This window comes from Frateuria edaphi (genome assembly GCF_021117405.1).
Taxonomy (GTDB): domain Bacteria; phylum Pseudomonadota; class Gammaproteobacteria; order Xanthomonadales; family Rhodanobacteraceae; genus Frateuria_A; species Frateuria_A edaphi.
The window spans coordinates 2,713,270-2,730,114 of record NZ_CP088251.1 but is presented as its reverse complement, the minus strand read 5'-3'; the positions used below and the strand labels follow the sequence as shown (position 1 = coordinate 2,730,114).

The following is a 16,845-nucleotide window of genomic DNA, read 5'->3' as shown; positions in this document are numbered from 1 at the left end:
AACAGCGGCCCGGGCCGGCCGGCACCGTAACGCGGAGAGGCGGACGCGATCGCGCTCGATTACCGCGCCAGCGAGCGCTCGCTGCGCTCCAGGAATGCGAGCATCTCGCGCACGTCGTCGCTGTCCTGCGCCTGGGTGGCGAGCTGCACGCGCGCCTCCGGCAGCGACAGCCCGGCCATGTACAGCGTGCGGTAGGCGCGCTTGATCGCCGAAATGCGCGGCGCATCGAAGCCGCGGCGCTTGAGGCCCTCGCTGTTGATGCCGCGCGGGCGGCCGTGCTGCTCGTTGGCCATCATCACGAACGGCGGCACGTCGGAGCCGACCAGGCAGCCCATGCCAATGAAGGCGTGCGCGCCGACCTTGCAGAACTGATGCACGCCGGCGTAACCGGAAACGATCACCCAGTCGCCGATTTCCACGTGTCCGGCCAGGGCCGAGTAGTTGGAGAACACCACGCGGTTGCCGACCTGGCAGTCGTGCGCGATATGCACGTAGGCGAGCAGCCAGTTGTCGTCGCCGATGCGGGTGATGCCGCCGCCCTCGCCGGTACCGCGGTTGATGGTGACGAATTCGCGGATCAGGTTGCGGTCGCCGATCACCAGTTCGGTGCGCTCGCCGGAAAACTTCTTGTCCTGCGCCGCGCCGCCGATCGAGGCAAACTGGCTGATCCGGTTTTCGCGCCCGATCCGCGTCGGGCCCTCGATCACCACGTGCGGGCCGATCACCGTCCCCTCGCCGATCTCCACCTCCGCACCGATCACGCTGTAGGCGCCAATGGCGACATTCCTGCCGATGACGGCACTGGGATCGATCTGCGCGGTGGGATGGATCATTTGTCGGCCCTCGCGGCGCACATCAGCTCGCAGCTGGCCACCTCCTTGCCTTCGACCAGCGAGCGGGCGACGAACAGGCCCATGCCGCGCATCAGGCGCTTGAGCGAGACTTCCAGGCGCAACTGGTCGCCGGGTACGACCGGGGCGTTGAAGCGGGCGTTGTCGACCTTGGCCAGGTAGAACAGCGGGCTGCCCTGGTCGCCCTTCATGCGGCTGGATATCTGCGTCAGCAGGCCGGCGGCCTGGGCCATCGCCTCGACGATCAGCACGCCGGGCATGACCGGATGGCCGGGGAAATGGCCGAGGAAGAAGTGTTCGTTGATGGTCACGTTCTTCAGTGCCACCACGCTCTTGTCCGGCACCAGTTCGATCACGCGGTCGACCAGCAGGAACGGATAGCGGTGCGGCAGCAGTTGCTGGATCTGCTCCACGTTGACCGGCAGGGCCAAGGTCGCGGGGTTGTCACTCATCGTTACTGTCCTTCTCCAGCGCCGACAGGCGGCGCGCGTACTGATCCAGGTGCTTGAAGCGGGCAGCGTTCTTGCGCCACTGGCGGTTGTCCTGCAGCGGCACGCCCGAGGAATATTCGCCCGGCTCGCGAATCGAATGCGTGACCAGGCTCTTGGCGGTAATGGTAACCCGGTCGGCCAGCTCCAGATGGCCAAGCACGCCCGCGTTGCCACCGATCTGGCAGTAGCGGCCGATCCGGGCGCTGCCCGCGACTGCGGCGCAGCCGGCCATGGCCGTGTGCGCGCCGATGTGGACGTTGTGGGCGATCTGGATCTGGTTGTCTAGCCGCACATCCTCTTCCAGCACGGTGTCTTCCAGCGCGCCGCGGTCGATCGTGGTGTTGGCGCCGATCTCGCAATCGTCGCCGATGCGCACGCCGCCCAGCTGTGGGATCTTCACCCAGTGGTCGCGCTCGAAGGCCAGGCCGAAGCCGTCCGAACCGATCACCGCGCCCGGGTGCACCAGCACCCGCCTGCCCAGCGTCACCCGCGTCACGAGTGTCACGCGCGCGACCAGCCGCGATTGCGCGCCCACCGTGCAGTCCGGACCGATGATGCAGTGCGGGCCGAGCACCGCACCATCCTCGACCACCGCGCCGTCCTCGATCACGCAGTGTGGCCCGACGCTGGCGCTGGCGCTCACTTTCGCGCTGGTGGCGACGACCGCGCTGGGGTGGATGCCGCGAGGGGCGGCTGGCAGACGCTCGAACAGCGCGGCGATCTTCGCGTAGGCGACGTACGGGTCGGCGGCGATGAGCGCGGCAGTGGGGCAATCGCCCACGTTCTCTTCGCGCAGTACCACCACGCCCGCCCGGGTAGCCCTCAGCTGGGCGGTGTATTTGCTGTTGGAGAGGAAGCTGAGCTGGTCCGGCTGCGCCGCGGCGAGCGTGCCCACGCCACCGATCCGTCGCTTGCCGTCGCCGTGGAAGGCGAAGCCGAACCGCTCGGCGAGTTCGGCCACGGTGTAGATGTGCTCGCTCATGCGCGCTCCTTTGGGGCAGGGCATTGTAGGCGAGGGCGAGGCTGGGAACGACTGCCGCAGTCCTGCTGGGATCATCCGGACCAAAACAAAACGCGGCCGTCGGGCCGCGTTTTGGTCGGATCATGTCCTGCGGTCAGAACTGGCTGCCGAAGGTGAACTGGATGCGCTCCTCGTAGTGGCGATCCTCCGGCTTGGACCGGATCGGCACCGCGAAATTGATGATCAGCGGGCCGATCGGCGCCTGCCACTGCAACGCGATACCGGCCGAGGCGCGCAGCTCGCTGGCATCGAAGGCCTGGTAGTTGCGGAACGCGTTGCCGACGTCGACGAAGGCGGACACACGCGCCGTGTTGATGTCCTTGAGGAACGGCAGGGGGATGAACACCTGCGCCGTGCCCAGCACCTTGAAGGCGCCGCCGATCGGCTGCGCATACTGGTAGTAGCCGCCAGTGCAGGTGCCGTTGGCATTGGGCGTACTGGAGGTGCCGGATGCACCAATGCACACCTTCGGGCCCAGCGTGTTGTCCTGGAAACCGCGCACGTCGCGCACGCCACCGGAGTAGAAGTTTTCCCAGAACGGGAAATCGTAGGGTTGGCCGGCCACGAAGTCGCCGAAGGTGCGGCTGTAGGTCTGGTTGCCATAGCTGTCGCCGTAGCCGACCTGGCCGTCCAGGTACAGCACGAAACCGCCGCCGACCGGCCAGTAGTGGTTGGCCTCGCCCATGAACTTCCAGTACTGCACGGTGGAGCCGGGCAGCGCCACCTCGGTGCTGGCCGAGAGCAGGCCGCCGCGGGTGGGAGCCCAGTAGCCATTGCGGGTGTCATGGGTCCAGCCCAGCGTCCCGGTCCAGGAGTGCACGGTCCGGTTGCCGATGGCGTTCTGGTAGTCCACCAGCACCTGCGGGGTGATGTTCTGGTAGGTGTTGATCTTGTTGCTGGACAGCCCCATGCCGACGCGCAAGCCGTCGGTCTCGCTGATCGGGATGCCGAGGTAGGTCGAAAACGCCTTGGTGCTGTTTTCGTAGTTCGCGAAGTCGGTGTTGCCGTAATCGGTCTTGGAGTAGCTCGCGCTGTAGCCGATGCCGATGTTGTTGTCGGTCAGGTACGGGTTGTAGTAGCTGGCGGTGACGCGCGAGTAGTACGAACTGTGTTCGGCGCCCACGCTGAAGCTGTCGCCGGTGCCCAGGAAGTTGTTCTGCGATACCGAGGCGTTGAGGATCACGCCCGAGTACTGCGAGTAACCCACGCCGAACATCAGGCTGCCGGCGGACTGCTCTTCCACCTTCACGGTGACGTCGACCGCATCCTGCGAGCCGGGCACGCGTTGCTTGTCGATGTCGACCTTCTTGAAGTAGCCCAGGCGCTGCAGGCGGATCTTGGAGCGGTCGACCGCCGCCTGCGAGTACACCGTGCCTTCGAGTTGGCGCATCTCGCGGCGCAGCACGTCATCTTCGGTGCGGGTGTTGCCCTGGAAAACGACCCGGCGCACGTACACGCGCTGGCCCGGCTCGATGAAGAAGGTCATGTCGACCGTGCGCTTGTCCTTGTCCAGCTTGGGCACCGGTGTGACCTTGGCATAGGCGTAGCCGATGTTGGCCAGGATGCCCTTGATCGCGTCCGAGGTGCCTTCGACCGCGGCGCGGTTGAAGGTGTCGCCCTTCTTGACGAACACCAGCTTGCGCAGCGTGTCCTCGGGCAGGATCAGTTCGCCGAGCAGGTGCACGTCCGAGACGGTGTAGATCTCGCCTTCCTTGATGCTGGCGGCGATGTACATCGCGCGCTTGTCCGGCGCGATGGTGACCTGGGTGGAGTCCACGCCGAAGTCGGCGTAGCCGCGGTTCATGTAGAACGACTGCAGCTTCTCCAGGTCGCCGGAGAGCTTTTCGCGCGAGTACTGGTCGTCCTTGGAATACCAGGACATCCAGTTGGTGGTGTCGGACTCGAAGTCCTCGCGGATGTCCTTGTCCAGGAACGCGGTGTTGCCGACGATGTTCAGCTGCTTGATGCGCGCGGCCTTGCCCTCGCGGATCTCGATGTCGATCGCCACGCGGTTGCGGTCCAGCCGGGTCACGTGCGGCTCGACCGAGACGTTGTACTTGCCGCGGTTGTAGTACTGGCGGATCAGTTCCTGCTGCACGCGGTCCAGCGACAGCCGGTCGAAGGTCTCGCCTTCGGAAAGGCCGATCTCCTTCAGGCCCTTGCGCAGGTCCTCTTCCTTGATGTCCTTGTTGCCGCGCAGGGTGAGCTTGGCGATGGACGGGCGCTCGACCACCTTGATCACCAGGATGTTGCCCTCGCGCGAAAGCTCCACGTCGCTGAAGAACTTGGTGTCGTACAGGGCGCGGATCGCGCGGGCCGCCTCCTCGTCGGTCAGGCGGTCGCCCTTGTTGACCGGCAGGTAGTTGTAGACCGTGCCGGCGGAGATGCGGTTGAGGCCATCGATACGGATATCGGAGACGACGAACGGCTCGAACGCCAGGACATTGGCGGAGAGGGAGGCAAGCAGTAGCAGGGCGGCGATACGCTTCATCGTCGATTCCGGTGGGTTATTCCGACGGCCGGCCGCGAGGCCGTTCCAGCATGTTCTGAAGGGAAGGGGCCGAGCCCCGTCCCGGAATGCACCCGCGCGCCGTGGCGGGCGTTACTGCCACGACAAGGCCGATGGCCGCGGGGAAGAGCGCTCGCGTCACGAAAGCAGGGTGCGGTGTATGTCGTTGTAGAACGCCAGCCCCATCAGCGTGAACAGCAGGACCAGGCCAATGTACTGGCCGATCATCTGGGTCCGCTCGCTTACCGGGCTGCCTTTGACCAACTCGATAAGGTAATACAGCAGGTGACCGCCGTCCAAGACGGGGATCGGAAGCAGGTTGAGGATCGCCAGGCTGAGCGAGACCAGCGCCAGGAAACGGAGGAAATACGGGAGGCCCGCCTGGGCGGACTGGTTGGCGACCTGGGCAATGCCGATCACGCCGGACAGGTTCTTCGTCGACGCGTCGCCGGTGACCATCTTGCCGATCATGGTGAACGTCTGGCGCGTGGTGTCCCAGGCGGAGCCCAGCGCTGCGCCCAAGGCCTTGACCGGGCCGTACCGCCTCGTCACGTTCTCCGGGGGGATCGCGCCCACGCCGACGGACCATCGGGGCGGTTGCCCCTGCAGGGACTCGTAGCGGGCGACGACCGGCAGGTGCAGGGTCTGCTGGCCGCGGCGCACGGCCACGTCCAGCTTCGGCGACTGCGCGGCTGCGTCGCGGACCGCCTTGGCGAAGTCGTCGAAATCGGCCACGGCTTTGCCGTTGACCGCCAGCAGGATGTCACCCGACTCCATGCCCGCCTGCGCGGCCGGCTGGCCGGGCATCACCGTGGCGACGACCGCCGGCGGCGGGGCCAGCTTGAGTCCCAGCTTGTCGAAGTACTTGTCGATGCTGCGACCGGCCGGCAGCTCCTGCAGCGGCAGGACCACGTCGCGCTGGTTGCCGTCGCGCCCGCGCACGACCACCGGCAGCGGCTCCCGCCCGAGCAGGGCGGTGGCGATGCCGTCCATCGCGTCGCTCAGGGTGGCCACCGGTTCGCCGTCCACGCGCAGCAGGCGATCGCCCGACTGAATGCCGGCGGCGGCGGCCATGCTGCCAGGCGTTGCGGTGACCACCGGCGCGGCATCCGGACGGCCAAGCATGAACATCAGCCACAACGCGGCCACGGCGAAGACCAGGTTGAAGCCTGGGCCGGCAATGACGATGGCGATGCGCTTCCATACGCTCTTGCTGGTGAACTCGACATCGCGCAAGGCGGGGTCGACGTCACCTTCGCGCGCGTCGAGCATCTTCACGTAGCCGCCCAGCGGGATCATCGCGACCTGGTATTCGGTGCCGTCGCGTCCGATGCGCTTCCACACGGCGCGGCCGAAGCCGACCGAGAAGCGCAGCACCTTGACCCCGCAGCGGCGCGCGACCCAGTAATGGCCGAACTCATGGAAGGTCACCAGCACGCCCAGCGTGACCAGCAACCAGAACACCGAGCCGAAGAAGGGATTCATCAAAAAAACCTGGGGTTACTTCTCTGTGCGAGCTTATCAGCAAGCCGTTCGCAACTTCCGACGCGCCACCATGCGCGCCTGCGCATCGCGCTCGCGCAGCGCCTGGACATCGACCACGGGCTGGGCCGGCAGTTCCGCAAGCACGCCCTCGACCAGCTCGGGGATGGACAGGAAGGGCAGCGCGCCGGCCAGGAACGCCTCGACCGCGACCTCGTTGGCCGCGTTGAGGATGGCCGGCGCGTCGCCGCCCTCGCGCAGGGCGGCGAAGGCCAGTGCCAGGCAGCGGAAGGTCTGCAGGTCCGGCTTCTCGAAGGCCAGCGGGGCGCAGGCGGCCAGGTCCAGCGGCGTGACCCCCGCCTCGATGCGGTCGGGCCAGGCCAGCGCATGGGCGATCGCCGTTCGCATGTCCGGGTTGCCCAGCTGGGCGAGCACGGAACCGTCGGCATACTCGACCATCGAGTGGATCATGCTCTGCGGATGCACCACCACCTCGATGCGCTCGGGCGCGGCGCCGAACAGGTGGTGCGCCTCGATCACTTCCAGGCCCTTGTTCATCAGCGTGGCCGAGTCCACGGAAATCTTGCGGCCCATCACCCAGTTGGGATGCTTGCAGGCCTGCTCGGGCGTGACGGCGGCGAGTTCGGCGCGGCTCCTGCCGCGGAACGGGCCACCCGAGGCGGTCAGGATCAGTCGCCGCACGCCATGCGCATCGAGTTCCGGCCGACCGTCGGGAAGGCACTGGAAGATCGCGTTGTGCTCGGAGTCGACCGGCACCAGCTCGCCGCCGCCCTCGCGCAGCGCGGCCAGCAACAGCGGCCCGGCCATCACGATCGATTCCTTGTTGGCCAGCAGCAGGCGCTTGCCGGTGCGGGCCGCGGCCAGGGTCGACTCCAGCCCGGCGGCACCGACGATGGCGGCAACCACGGTGTCGCACAACGGACCGGATGCGGCGAGCGTGATGGCCTCGGCACCGCTGGCGACGTCGCACTGCACGCCGGCGGCGGCAAGCTGGCGGACCAGGGTGCCCTCCATGGCCGGGTCGGCGACGATCGCCAGGTCCGGCCGATGCGTCGCGCACAACGCGACCAGTGCCTCGACGTTGCGATGGGCCACCAGCACGCTCGCGCGGAAGCGTTCGGGGTGGCGGGAGATCACGTCGAGCGTGCTGCCGCCGATCGAGCCGGTGGCGCCCAGTACCGCGACCCGGCGGAGCGTAGAGGTACTCATAGACCCAGCAGCAGCTTGCCCAGCGCGAACACCGGCACGGCCGCGAACACGCTGTCCATGCGATCGAGCAGGCCACCGTGGCCAGGGAACATGCGGCCGGAATCCTTCACCTGGGCGTGCCGCTTCATCAGGCTTTCGATCAGGTCGCCGACGACCGATGCGGCCACCGTGAGCACAGCCAGCAAGGCCAGCGCCAGCAGGCGCCAGCTTTCCACCCCGAGCAGCACGCCGCCGGCCACGGCCACCAGCGCGCCCGCGACGAAGGCCCCGCCTACGCCGGCCCAGGTCTTGCCCGGGCTGATGTTGGGCGCGAGCTTGCGCTTGCCCAGGAAGCGGCCGCTGAAATACGCCCCGATGTCGGCGGCCCACACGATCAGCAGCGTCAGCAGCGTCCACCAATGGCCGTAAGGCTCGCTCGCGTGGATCGCCAGCAGGCCCACGAACGCCGGAAAGATCACCAGCGCGCCGGCGGCGAGCTTGAGGTTGCGGTTTTCCGTCGTGGGTGCGGCAGCGAACGCGAAGTGTTTGAGCCACACGCAGGCCAACGCCCACCAGGCGGCACCGGCGACGAGGGCCGCCCACTGGATCGTATCGCGCAGCCACCAAAGCAGCGCAAACACCACCAGCGCTCCTCCCAGGAGCAACGCCCGCACCGGCCGGTTGCGAAGACCGGAGAGGCGTGTCCACTCCCACAGCCCGGCGAGGAATGCGGCCACGGTCACCAGCGCGAACAGCCATGTCCAGCCAGGCGGCAGCAGGATTACCAGGATCGCGAAGGGCGCGAGCAGCAGGGCGGTGAGGGTGCGTTGGAGCAGCATCGAGGATCCTTGGGGTTACCGATCGATCATACGGATCGGGCGACCTGCTCGCCGGTCTTGCCGTAACGGCGTTCGCGGTGGGCAAAGTCCTCGATGGCGCGGGCCAGGCAAGCCTGGTCGAAATCCGGCCACAAGGTGTCGGTGAAGTAGAGCTCGGCGTAAGCCAGCTGCCAGAGCAGGAAGTTGCTGACGCGCACTTCGCCGCCGGTACGGATGAACAGATCCAGCGGGGGCAATTCGGCCAGGGACGTATAGCCGCCCAGACACGCTTCGTCGATGTCTTCCACGCGCAGTTCGCCTTGCGCCACCGCGATCGCCGCCTGCCGGGCGGCATGCACGATGTCCCAACGGCCGCCGTAGTTGACCGCGATGTTGAGCGCGAGCTTGAGGTTGTCCGCAGTGCGCGCCATCGCCAGCTCCATGCGCTGGCGCAGCTCGGCGTGGAACGCGCTGAGGTCGCCGATGAAACGCAGCCGCACGCCTTGCTCGTGCAACTCGTCGACCTCCTTGTCCAGCGCGCGCAGGAACAGTTCCATCAGCGCGCCGACCTCCTCGTCCGGGCGGCGCCAGTTCTCGCTGGAGAAGGCGAACAACGTCAACGCCTCCACGCCCTGGCGCAGGCAGCCCTCGACCACCTCGCGCACGGCCTTGCGGCCGGCGTTGTGGCCGAAACTGCGCGGGCGCAGGCGAGCCTTGGCCCAGCGGCCGTTGCCGTCCATCACGATGGCGATGTGGCGGGGAATGGTCATGGATGCGCGCGACTGAATCCTTCTCCCTCCCGGGGAGAAGGTGGCCCGAAGGGTCGGATGAGGGGTTGTGGCTCGCCGGGAAGGCGTGTGCGAGCTTCGGAGGGAGCTTCCCGCGAGAGCGTCCCCTCACCCCAGTCCTCTCCCCGGAGAGGAGAGGGAGCAGGGCAGGGGCGCACCGGGGTGTTCATGGCAATGAGCGCAGGACCGCTCAAATCGCCATCAGCTCGTCTTCCTTGGCCTTGACCACGGCATCGACTTCCTTGACGAAGCGGTCGGTCAGCTTCTGGATCTCGTCGTCGGCGCGGCGCTCGTCGTCCTCGCTGATCTGCTTGTCCTTGATCAGGTCCTTGACCTTCTGCATGGCGTCGCGACGGATGTTGCGGATCGCGATCTTGGCGTTCTCGCCCTCGTGCGACACGTGCTTGGCCAGCTCCTTGCGGCGCTCCTCGGTCAGCGGCGGCATGTTCAGGCGGATCACGGTGCCGGCGGTGGTCGGCGTGACGCCGATGTCCGAGGCCATGATCGCCTTCTCGATCGGCGCGACCATGCTCTTCTCGAATGGCGAGATCTGGATCGAGCGGGCGTCGGCCAGCGACACCGAGGCGACCTGGTTCAAGGGCATGTCCGAGCCGTAGTAGGGCACCTTGATATGGTCGACCAGCGCGGTGCTGGCGCGGCCGGTGCGCAGGCGGGTCAGGTCGTGCTTGAGCGCGTCGATGCTCTTGCCCATGCGGGTTTGGGCATCGGTTTTGATGTCGTTGAGCATGGGAGTCATCCGGCGTTGCGTGAAGCAGCCAAGTATAGCAGCGCACAGGTGGCGGCGGCCCGGCACACCGCATCCCGGGCTGGAGCACTTGGCGCGACCGGAAGAGCCGGGCGGCCCGGCACGGCCCGGATGGTAGTCGCGCCCAGGGGCGCTCCTACATCAGATCAGCTGGCGGTGACCAGCGTGCCTACCTGCGCGCCCTGCATGATCCGCATCAGGTTGCCCGGCACGGTCATGTCGTAGATGCGCAGTGGCATCCCATGGTCGCGGCACAGCGCGATGGCCGCCGTGTCCATCACTTGCAGGTTGCGCTGGATGACGTCGTCGTAGCTCAGCTGGTCGTAGCGCGTCGCGCTGGCATCGCGCGCCGGGTCGGCGGTGTACACGCCGTCGACCTTGGTGGCCTTGAGCAGCAGGTCGGCGCCGATCTCCACCGCGCGCAGGGCAGCGGCCGAATCGGTGGTGAAGAACGGATTGCCGGTGCCGGCCGCGAACAGCGCGATGCGGCCCTTCTCGATGTGGCGGATGGCGCGGCGGCGGATGAAGTCCTCGGCCACATCGTGGATCTGGATGGCGCTCATCACGCGCGCATAGCCGCCACGCTTCTCGATCGCGTCGGCCATCGCCAGCGCGTTCATCACGGTGGCGAGCATGCCCATGTGGTCGCCGGTCACCCGGTCCATGCCGGCGGCCGCCAGCCCCGCGCCCCGGAAGATGTTGCCGCCGCCGATCACCACGCCCACTTCCACGCCAGCCTTGCGCACTTCGATGATCTCGTTGGCCAGCCGGCCGATCACCTTCGGATCGATGCCGTAGTCCGCCTCGCCCATCAACGCTTCACCAGAGAGCTTGAGCAGGATGCGGCGGTACTTGGGCTGGTCGCTCATGGGGTCTCCGGATTGTGGGTAAACCGGCATATTGTAGCGATGCGGCGGTGCCCCGTCAGGCGCACGGCCGCGCGAGCCGGCCTGATCGTTCATCCTGCGCGGCGGCCAACCACCGGAGGTAACCATGCATCTCGGCGCCATTGCCCTGCTGGTGCGCGATTACGACGAAGCCATCGCGTACTTCACCGATTGCCTCGGTTTCACGCTGATCGAGGACGTGCCCCAGGGCGGGGGCAAGCGCTGGGTCATCGTGGCGCCGCCCGGATCCAGCGAGACACGACTGTTGCTGGCGAAGGCGGTCGACGCGCGGCAATCGCAAGCGGTGGGCAACCAGTCGGGCGGGCGGGTTTTCCTGTTCCTGGAGACTCGGGATTTCCAGGCGACCTACGAGGCGATGCGCACCAAGGGCGTGCGTTTCTGCGAAGCGCCCCGCGAGGAGGCCTACGCCACCGTCGTGGTGTTCGAGGATCTGTACGGCAATCGCTGGGATCTATTGCAACCCCGTCGCTGAGGCCGCGGTCGTCCATGAGCGGGCAAAAAGAAAGGCCGCGGTTTCCCGCGGCCTTTTTCAAGCGATGCGGCTGGCGCTTAAGCCAGACCTGCCTGCTTCATCACTTCGGCGTGGAAATCCTCTTCCACCTTCTCGATGCCTTCGCCGACGGCCAGACGCACGACCTGCTGCACGTCCGCGCCTTCCTTCTTCAGCGCGTCGCCCACGGTCATGTTGGTGTCCAGCACGTAGGCCTGACCCAGCAGGGTGACTTCCGAGACGATCTTGTTGATCTTGCCGGAGATGATCTTCTCCAGGATCTCGGCCGGCTTGGCCTTGTCCTTGTCGGACATCTGGCTCAGCGCGATTTCCTTTTCCTTGGCGATGAAGTCGGCCGGAACGTCGTCGGCGCGCACGTACGGCGGGTTCATCGCCGCCACGTGCATCGCCACGCCCTTGGCCAGCTCCTCGGAGCCGCGCTTGATCGCCACCAGCACGCCGATGCGGCCGCCGTGGACGTAGCTGCCGATCTTGCCGTCGGTGGTCTCGACGCGCGCCATGCGGCGCACTTCGATCTTCTCGCCGATGGTGGCGACCAGGCCCTTGGCGGCCTCCTCGACGCTGCCGGCACCCGGGTAGGCGGCGGCATTGAGCGCGGCGACGTCAGCGGCGCCGGACTTCAGGGCGACGTCGGCGACGGTGTCGCTGAACTTCACGAAGTCGGGGTTCTTGGTGACGAAGTCGGTCTCGCAATTGACCTCGACCAGCACGGCCTTGCCACCGGCCTGGGCGGTGACCACGCGGCCTTCCGCGGCGACGCGGCTGGCCTTCTTGTCGGCCTTGGCCAGGCCCGACTTGCGCAGCCATTCCATGGCGACGTCGATGTCACCATTGTTTTCCACCAGCGCCTTCTTGCATTCCATCATGCCGGCGCCGGAGCGCTCGCGCAGCTCCTTGACCAGTTGTGCGGAGATATTGCTCATCTTGAATCCTCGGATCTTGATGTGCCGTGGCGGCCGGGCCGCCACGGCAGCGTGAAAGGCTTACTCGGCGGTTTCGGTCGACTCGCGACCGCCACGGCCACCGTCACGACGCGGCGCGCCGGCGCCCTTCTTGGCCGGGCCACGGCTGTCGCGCTCGCGGCGCGGCGGGGCGGCCTTGCGCTCGTCCTTGGCGATCGGGTTGCCTTCCTCGTCCAGCTCGACGAACTCGTTGGCGTCGCCGTGGGCGGCATCCGGGGCGGCAGCCTTGCCTTCCAGGATCGCGTCGGCGGCGGCGCGGGCGTACAGCTGGATCGCGCGGATGGCGTCGTCGTTGCCCGGGATGGCGTAGTCCACCAGCTCCGGGTTGTAGTTGGTGTCGACGACCGCGATCACCGGGATGCCGAGCTTCTTGGCTTCCTGCACGGCGATGTCCTCATGGCCGATGTCGACCACGAACAGCGCGTCGGGCAGGCGGTTCATGTTCTTGATGCCGCCGAGCGAATTCTCGAGCTTGTCGCGCTCGCGACGCAGCGACAGCACTTCGTGCTTGACCAGCTTCTCGAAGGTGCCGTCGGTCTCGGCCGCTTCCAGCTCCTTCAGGCGCGCGACCGACTGCTTGACGGTGCGGAAGTTGGTCAGCATGCCGCCGAGCCAGCGGGCGGTGACGAACGGCATGCCGGCGCGGGCGGCCTCTTCGGCCAACGGCTCGCGGGCCGAACGCTTGGTGCCGACGAAAAGGATGGTGCCGCGCTTCTGCGCCAGGCCCGACAGGAAGTTCATCGCGTCGGTGAACAGCGGCAGGGTCTTCTCGAGGTTGATGATGTGGATCTTGCCGCGCGCGCCGAAGATGTACGGGGCCATCTTCGGGTTCCAGTAGCGGGTCTGGTGACCGAAATGCACGCCAGCTTCAAGCATCTGGCGCATGGTGACTTGTGCCATGGTGGTGTTCTCGATTGTTGGGCCACAAGCAGTGACCCGGGGGTTGGGACCTCCACGCATCCCCGGCCTCGACCGCGGTCGCCTTCAAAGCAGACCGCGGCACCCCGAAGACGGTGCCGATGCGTGTGTGGCGTTGATTGGGCTTGCTGCCGCAGGGCGGTTACAATCCCGTTTCGTCTTGCGCCGCATGCCTTCAAAGGCCTGACGCGGCTTGCAAAACCGTGCAATTGTAGCCGGTGCGCCGGCTCCGCGGCAAGTTGCCGGCCCAGCCGGCGCTGCCGCTCCCTTCGAAAGCGGACTCCATGGCCATCACCCTCAAATCTCCCCAGGACCTCGAAGGCATGCGCGTCGCCGGCAAGCTGGCGGCCGAAGTGCTGGCGCTGCTCAAGGAGCACGTCAAGCCCGGCGTGACCACCGAGGAGCTGGACCGCATCGCCTATGAGCACATCGTCAACGTGCAGAAGGCGGTACCCGCCAACGTGGGCTACAACGGGTTCCCCAAGACGCTGTGCACCTCGGTCAACCACGTGATCTGCCACGGCATCCCGACGCCGGGCAAGGTGCTCAAGGACGGCGACATCATCAATCTGGACGTCACCGTCATCAAGGACGGCTGGCACGGCGATACCAGCCGCATGTATTTCGTGGGCACGCCATCGGTGCTGGCCAGGCGGCTGGTGGAAACCACCCACGAGGCGATGATGCGCGGCATCGAGCAGGTGCGCCCGGGCGCCCATCTGGGCGACATCGGCCACGCCATCCAGAAGCATGCCGAGGCGGCCGGTTTCTCGGTGGTGCGCGAGTATTGCGGCCACGGCATCGGCAAGGTCTACCACGACGAGCCGCAGGTGCTGCATTACGGCAAGCCCGACACCGGCGTGGAATTGAAGAAGGGCATGACCTTCACCGTCGAGCCGATGATCAACGCAGGCAAGCCGCAAACCCGGCAGCTGCCCGACGGCTGGACCGTGGTCACCAAGGACCACTCGCTCTCCGCGCAGTGGGAGCACACCGTGGCGGTGACCGACGACGGCTTCGAGATCCTGACGCCCTGGCCGGATGCGTGAGGTTTGAGCCCCTCTCCCGCCGGGAGAGGGGTGAGGGCGGGTATTGCCGGACAGCACGCTCCGCCCGGACCCCACTGAAGGGGGACAATCCGAAATAAGAAGGTCCAATTCGGGATGAAATCCACGACTGGCGCCGGTTTCGAGCGTGCTGAGCGCGTCGCCGGCCTCGCGTAAGTTTGCAGAGTTGGGCACGATTCCGGTCAAAAGACAGTACGTTTGCAAATGAAGCCGGTCGAGGGACCGGCTTTTTCGTGTTCGAAGGGCAGTTGAGGCGAGTGTGAAACGGCTTCGAAGCGCGTAAACGCGCCGGCGGCGCGCCGGGGCGGGGCGCCGGCGGCGTCCAGGGAGGGGCGCCCATCTGTTCAAGGTGCTGACCAACTGCCCCCAGCGGGCCGCATGGCGAGCACTTCCTCGTCGCAGGTGTTGGGCAGGATCTGCCGCGCGATCCACTCCTGGTGGCCGTACAGGCTAAGCGGCGGCCGCGGCGACCGGCCCGGTGATTTTCACCGGCAAACCCATCACCCCCCTGGCTCGGCGGTAAGCGGCGCCTTGCGATCGAATCTTCAAGTTCTTTAATAACAAGCACACCTGCTACGTCAAGCCCTTCGCCGGCGAGGCGGCGCTTTTCTTTCTGAAGGCGCCGACCGACGTCGAGGTGCTCGATGACATCAACAGCGACCTGGTCAACCTCTATCGCGTGGTGCAGCACACCTGGGGGAGTTCGTCCGCCAGTCCAAATGGGCGCTTTCCAGTCGCAAGGTGTTCGGGTGGCTCAAAGTAACCCGGCCAGAGGCCCTCACGGACATCCAGTGCGCGGCGCGCTTCTATTACCGCCAGCAGAGTGCGTTTCCGCGGCAAGATTGAGGGCCAGACCTACGGCGCCGCCACGACCGCGCCTCCAGGCCTCAATCTGCTCCGGCTGGAGGAGACTCTTTCAGCAGCCCACTTGCGCCCGGCCAACGCCTACATCGAACACTTGCCACGAACCGAATGCGTAGCCAAGTACGATCGGGCGCGTACGCTGTTTCTCATGGATCCGCCCTATTGGGAGACTGAGGGCTACGGCGTGGACTTCGGCTGGGACCAGTACGAGGCGCTCGCGTCCACCGTTGGCAGCACCAAGGGCCGGGCGATCCTCAACTTAATGATCATCCGGCGATCCGCGAGCTATTCGGTCGCGTTCACATCGAGCGCGCGCCACACGTACACGGTCGGCGGTGACAAGGCCGAAAAAATTGGCGACGCCCTGATTTTCTATTGGGACCTGCGAGAGCAGCCCGCCGGCTTGATGTGAGATCCCCTAGCCCTGATTGCGTCGCAACCACAAGCTACCGCCCTGCATGGGCGTTCCCTTCAGAAACGCCCCCAGGGTTTCGGTGTGGAGCTCGCGGGCGATCGCGCTGCCGTACACGATGCTGTAGACCGGGTTGAAGGCCAAGAATGCCTGTAGCAGGTATTGCTCATTCCACGAGAAGCCCAGCTCGCGGACCCATCGTTCTGGATAGTCGAGCGGCAGGAATATGTCATGGAAGTGGACATACACGCCTTCAGCCAAAATCGGCAGTATCTCCAAGATGAGCCGGTTTACATCGCTTCCGGTCTTGCCCACGTGCGACGAATCGATGAACAGCACGTCGCCGTCAGCCAGCGAAGTGAAGATGAATTCGTCGACGGTCTGCGCGCGCTCCTCAATGAGCGCGATCTTTCCCTCGGAAGCGGCGCGCCTTAGGAAAGGCCTCGGGTATGGCTCGATGCAGGTGATCGCGGCGGCTCCGCCTAGGAACCGCTGGTTCACATCCATGGTTAACAGCGTTGAATAGCCAGAACCCACCTCCACGATCCGCCGTGGCCGGATGGTCTGCAGCAAGCAAAATGCGACCTTTGGGTCTTGCCGCTCGAACTGCCCGTTGAAGTCATAGAAGTGTTCGAGCGTGTCGTCTGTCGGGCCGGAGGTTGGGTAAGCGAAACCCTCCACGACGGCAGGAAATACCTCACGCAACAACCGCTGGTGCCCTTCGTAGTTCAGGTCGATGCCTCGGACGGGCTTGGCGGCCGCCGGCCAGATCCGGTCTGCGTCCTTATCCGCCTCGGCGCGATCGACTACGGGCGAGTAGAAATGGCCGTTGGGGAATGCTGGCTGCCTCATGCAAAGCGATCCTTCATCGTGGAGCGCGAAGTATAGGCACGATGGACGATCGGACTGTCATCCATGCCGTTGTGTCTGTCCCGGCGCGCCTGCAACCGCGCGCGCACGCAAAGCTGGCGAGGCGCGAAGATGCCCAACGGCGTGATTTGGGGCGGGAGAGACCTCGAATGGACCATCGGGGAGCTGAGTCCACCGTCGCCTTGGCTGGACGCGGCCAACCCCGGTGAACCGCTCTACAACCTTCTGGGACGGTCGCCCTGGTGCAAACATATCTGCTTGCATGCAGGAAGCGGGAAAGGTTGATCGATGGGAAGCCTGTCTGGCATGCAGCACCTCTCGCACCACCATGGCCGATGGCGCCAAACGGTGCTCTGCCTGGCCCGCCAGTTCGGCGTGAGCTTGGCCGAACGCCCCTG

At 66.3% G+C, this 16,845-nt stretch carries 17 protein-coding genes; 4 read left to right on the top strand and 13 right to left on the bottom strand.

Features of this window, described 5'->3' with window-relative positions:
- Positions 1 to 59: 59 nt before the first annotated feature.
- The 10 genes from lpxA to pyrH all read right to left on the bottom strand — a co-directional run bounded on the left by lpxA (position 60) and on the right by pyrH (position 10,804).
- Positions 60 to 833 carry an acyl-ACP--UDP-N-acetylglucosamine O-acyltransferase gene (gene lpxA / locus LQ772_RS12750; protein WP_231321261.1) on the bottom strand — a complete coding sequence of 258 codons (774 nt, stop codon included), beginning with the start codon at positions 831 to 833 and terminating at the stop codon, positions 60 to 62.
- Positions 830 to 1,303 (bottom strand): 3-hydroxyacyl-ACP dehydratase FabZ, encoded by a 474-nt coding sequence (gene fabZ, locus LQ772_RS12745; RefSeq protein ID WP_231321260.1) that lies wholly within the window; start codon positions 1,301 to 1,303, stop codon positions 830 to 832. The genes lpxA and fabZ overlap by 4 nt, the downstream gene beginning before the upstream one ends.
- Positions 1,296 to 2,324 carry a UDP-3-O-(3-hydroxymyristoyl)glucosamine N-acyltransferase gene (lpxD, locus tag LQ772_RS12740; RefSeq protein ID WP_231321259.1) on the bottom strand — a complete coding sequence of 343 codons (1,029 nt, stop codon included), beginning with the start codon at positions 2,322 to 2,324 and terminating at the stop codon, positions 1,296 to 1,298. The genes fabZ and lpxD overlap by 8 nt, the downstream gene beginning before the upstream one ends.
- A 133-nt stretch (positions 2,325 to 2,457) precedes the next feature.
- Positions 2,458 to 4,854, bottom strand: coding sequence for an outer membrane protein assembly factor BamA (gene bamA / locus LQ772_RS12735; RefSeq protein WP_231321257.1), 2,397 nt, complete (start codon positions 4,852 to 4,854; stop codon positions 2,458 to 2,460).
- Between the two features lie 156 nt (positions 4,855 to 5,010).
- Positions 5,011 to 6,357: an RIP metalloprotease RseP gene (gene rseP / locus LQ772_RS12730; RefSeq protein ID WP_231321256.1), complete on the bottom strand. Its 1,347-nt coding sequence runs from the start codon at positions 6,355 to 6,357 to the stop codon at positions 5,011 to 5,013.
- Positions 6,358 to 6,393: 36 nt separating this feature from the next.
- Positions 6,394 to 7,584 carry a 1-deoxy-D-xylulose-5-phosphate reductoisomerase gene (locus LQ772_RS12725; RefSeq protein ID WP_231321254.1) on the bottom strand — a complete coding sequence of 397 codons (1,191 nt, stop codon included), beginning with the start codon at positions 7,582 to 7,584 and terminating at the stop codon, positions 6,394 to 6,396.
- Entirely contained in the window at positions 7,581 to 8,402 is an 822-nt protein-coding gene (locus LQ772_RS12720) for a phosphatidate cytidylyltransferase (protein WP_231321252.1), read from the bottom strand. Before LQ772_RS12720 ends, LQ772_RS12725 begins: the two co-directional genes overlap by 4 nt.
- Positions 8,403 to 8,428: 26 nt before the next feature.
- Positions 8,429 to 9,151, bottom strand: coding sequence for a polyprenyl diphosphate synthase (gene uppS / locus LQ772_RS12715; RefSeq protein ID WP_231321250.1), 723 nt, complete (start codon positions 9,149 to 9,151; stop codon positions 8,429 to 8,431).
- Positions 9,152 to 9,359: 208 nt separating this feature from the next.
- Positions 9,360 to 9,917 carry a ribosome recycling factor gene (gene frr / locus LQ772_RS12710; protein WP_231321249.1) on the bottom strand — a complete coding sequence of 186 codons (558 nt, stop codon included), beginning with the start codon at positions 9,915 to 9,917 and terminating at the stop codon, positions 9,360 to 9,362.
- Between the two features lie 164 nt (positions 9,918 to 10,081).
- Entirely contained in the window at positions 10,082 to 10,804 is a 723-nt protein-coding gene (pyrH, locus tag LQ772_RS12705; protein ID WP_231321248.1) for a UMP kinase, read from the bottom strand.
- Positions 10,805 to 10,928: 124 nt separating this feature from the next.
- On the opposite strand from pyrH, the gene LQ772_RS12700 reads away from it, so the two are divergent.
- Positions 10,929 to 11,315, top strand: a complete 387-nt coding sequence (locus tag LQ772_RS12700; protein ID WP_231321247.1) for a VOC family protein — start codon at positions 10,929 to 10,931, stop codon at positions 11,313 to 11,315.
- 77 nt (positions 11,316 to 11,392) lie between these two features.
- Here LQ772_RS12700 and tsf read toward each other — a convergent pair whose 3' ends face one another.
- Together tsf and rpsB are read right to left on the bottom strand one after the other, a co-directional pair.
- Positions 11,393 to 12,277, bottom strand: a complete 885-nt coding sequence (gene tsf / locus LQ772_RS12695) for a translation elongation factor Ts (protein WP_231321246.1) — start codon at positions 12,275 to 12,277, stop codon at positions 11,393 to 11,395.
- Between the two features lie 60 nt (positions 12,278 to 12,337).
- Positions 12,338 to 13,216, bottom strand: a complete 879-nt coding sequence (rpsB, locus tag LQ772_RS12690) for a 30S ribosomal protein S2 (protein ID WP_231321245.1) — start codon at positions 13,214 to 13,216, stop codon at positions 12,338 to 12,340.
- 302 nt (positions 13,217 to 13,518) lie between these two features.
- Here rpsB and map point away from each other — a divergent pair, with 302 nt between their 5' ends.
- The 3 genes from map to LQ772_RS12675 all read left to right on the top strand — a co-directional run bounded on the left by map (position 13,519) and on the right by LQ772_RS12675 (position 15,577).
- Positions 13,519 to 14,283: a type I methionyl aminopeptidase gene (gene map / locus LQ772_RS12685; protein WP_231321244.1), complete on the top strand. Its 765-nt coding sequence runs from the start codon at positions 13,519 to 13,521 to the stop codon at positions 14,281 to 14,283.
- Between the two features lie 559 nt (positions 14,284 to 14,842).
- Positions 14,843 to 15,064, top strand: a complete 222-nt coding sequence (locus LQ772_RS12680) for a DNA adenine methylase (RefSeq protein ID WP_231326034.1) — start codon at positions 14,843 to 14,845, stop codon at positions 15,062 to 15,064.
- A gap of 60 nt (positions 15,065 to 15,124) precedes the next feature.
- The gene (locus LQ772_RS12675) at positions 15,125 to 15,577 is read left to right on the top strand and encodes a DNA adenine methylase (RefSeq protein WP_231321243.1); all 453 of its coding nucleotides are present in this window, start codon (positions 15,125 to 15,127) and stop codon (positions 15,575 to 15,577) included.
- Positions 15,578 to 15,583: 6 nt separating this feature from the next.
- On the opposite strand, the gene LQ772_RS12670 is transcribed toward LQ772_RS12675, so the two are convergent.
- A complete protein-coding gene (locus tag LQ772_RS12670; protein ID WP_231321242.1) occupies positions 15,584 to 16,429 on the bottom strand; it encodes a class I SAM-dependent methyltransferase in 846 nt (281 codons plus the stop codon).
- Positions 16,430 to 16,845 lie beyond the last annotated feature (416 nt).

Bases quoted from the DNA above. Each gene is read 5' to 3' on its own strand.
- uppS (WP_231321250.1), bottom strand. From the start codon at position 9,151: ATGACCATTCCCCGCCACATCGCCATCGTGATGGACGGCAACGGCCGC.
- bamA (WP_231321257.1), bottom strand. From the start codon at position 4,854: ATGAAGCGTATCGCCGCCCTGCTACTGCTTGCCTCCCTCTCCGCCAAT.
- rseP (WP_231321256.1), bottom strand. From the start codon at position 6,357: ATGAATCCCTTCTTCGGCTCGGTGTTCTGGTTGCTGGTCACGCTGGGC.
- pyrH (WP_231321248.1), bottom strand. From the start codon at position 10,804: ATGAGCGACCAGCCCAAGTACCGCCGCATCCTGCTCAAGCTCTCTGGT.
- fabZ (WP_231321260.1), bottom strand. From the start codon at position 1,303: ATGAGTGACAACCCCGCGACCTTGGCCCTGCCGGTCAACGTGGAGCAG.
- rpsB (WP_231321245.1), bottom strand. From the start codon at position 13,216: ATGGCACAAGTCACCATGCGCCAGATGCTTGAAGCTGGCGTGCATTTC.
- frr (WP_231321249.1), bottom strand. From the start codon at position 9,917: ATGCTCAACGACATCAAAACCGATGCCCAAACCCGCATGGGCAAGAGC.
- lpxA (WP_231321261.1), bottom strand. From the start codon at position 833: ATGATCCATCCCACCGCGCAGATCGATCCCAGTGCCGTCATCGGCAGG.
- LQ772_RS12670 (WP_231321242.1), bottom strand. From the start codon at position 16,429: ATGAGGCAGCCAGCATTCCCCAACGGCCATTTCTACTCGCCCGTAGTC.
- LQ772_RS12720 (WP_231321252.1), bottom strand. From the start codon at position 8,402: ATGCTGCTCCAACGCACCCTCACCGCCCTGCTGCTCGCGCCCTTCGCG.
- lpxD (WP_231321259.1), bottom strand. From the start codon at position 2,324: ATGAGCGAGCACATCTACACCGTGGCCGAACTCGCCGAGCGGTTCGGC.
- map (WP_231321244.1), top strand. From the start codon at position 13,519: ATGGCCATCACCCTCAAATCTCCCCAGGACCTCGAAGGCATGCGCGTC.
- tsf (WP_231321246.1), bottom strand. From the start codon at position 12,277: ATGAGCAATATCTCCGCACAACTGGTCAAGGAGCTGCGCGAGCGCTCC.
- LQ772_RS12700 (WP_231321247.1), top strand. From the start codon at position 10,929: ATGCATCTCGGCGCCATTGCCCTGCTGGTGCGCGATTACGACGAAGCC.
- LQ772_RS12725 (WP_231321254.1), bottom strand. From the start codon at position 7,584: ATGAGTACCTCTACGCTCCGCCGGGTCGCGGTACTGGGCGCCACCGGC.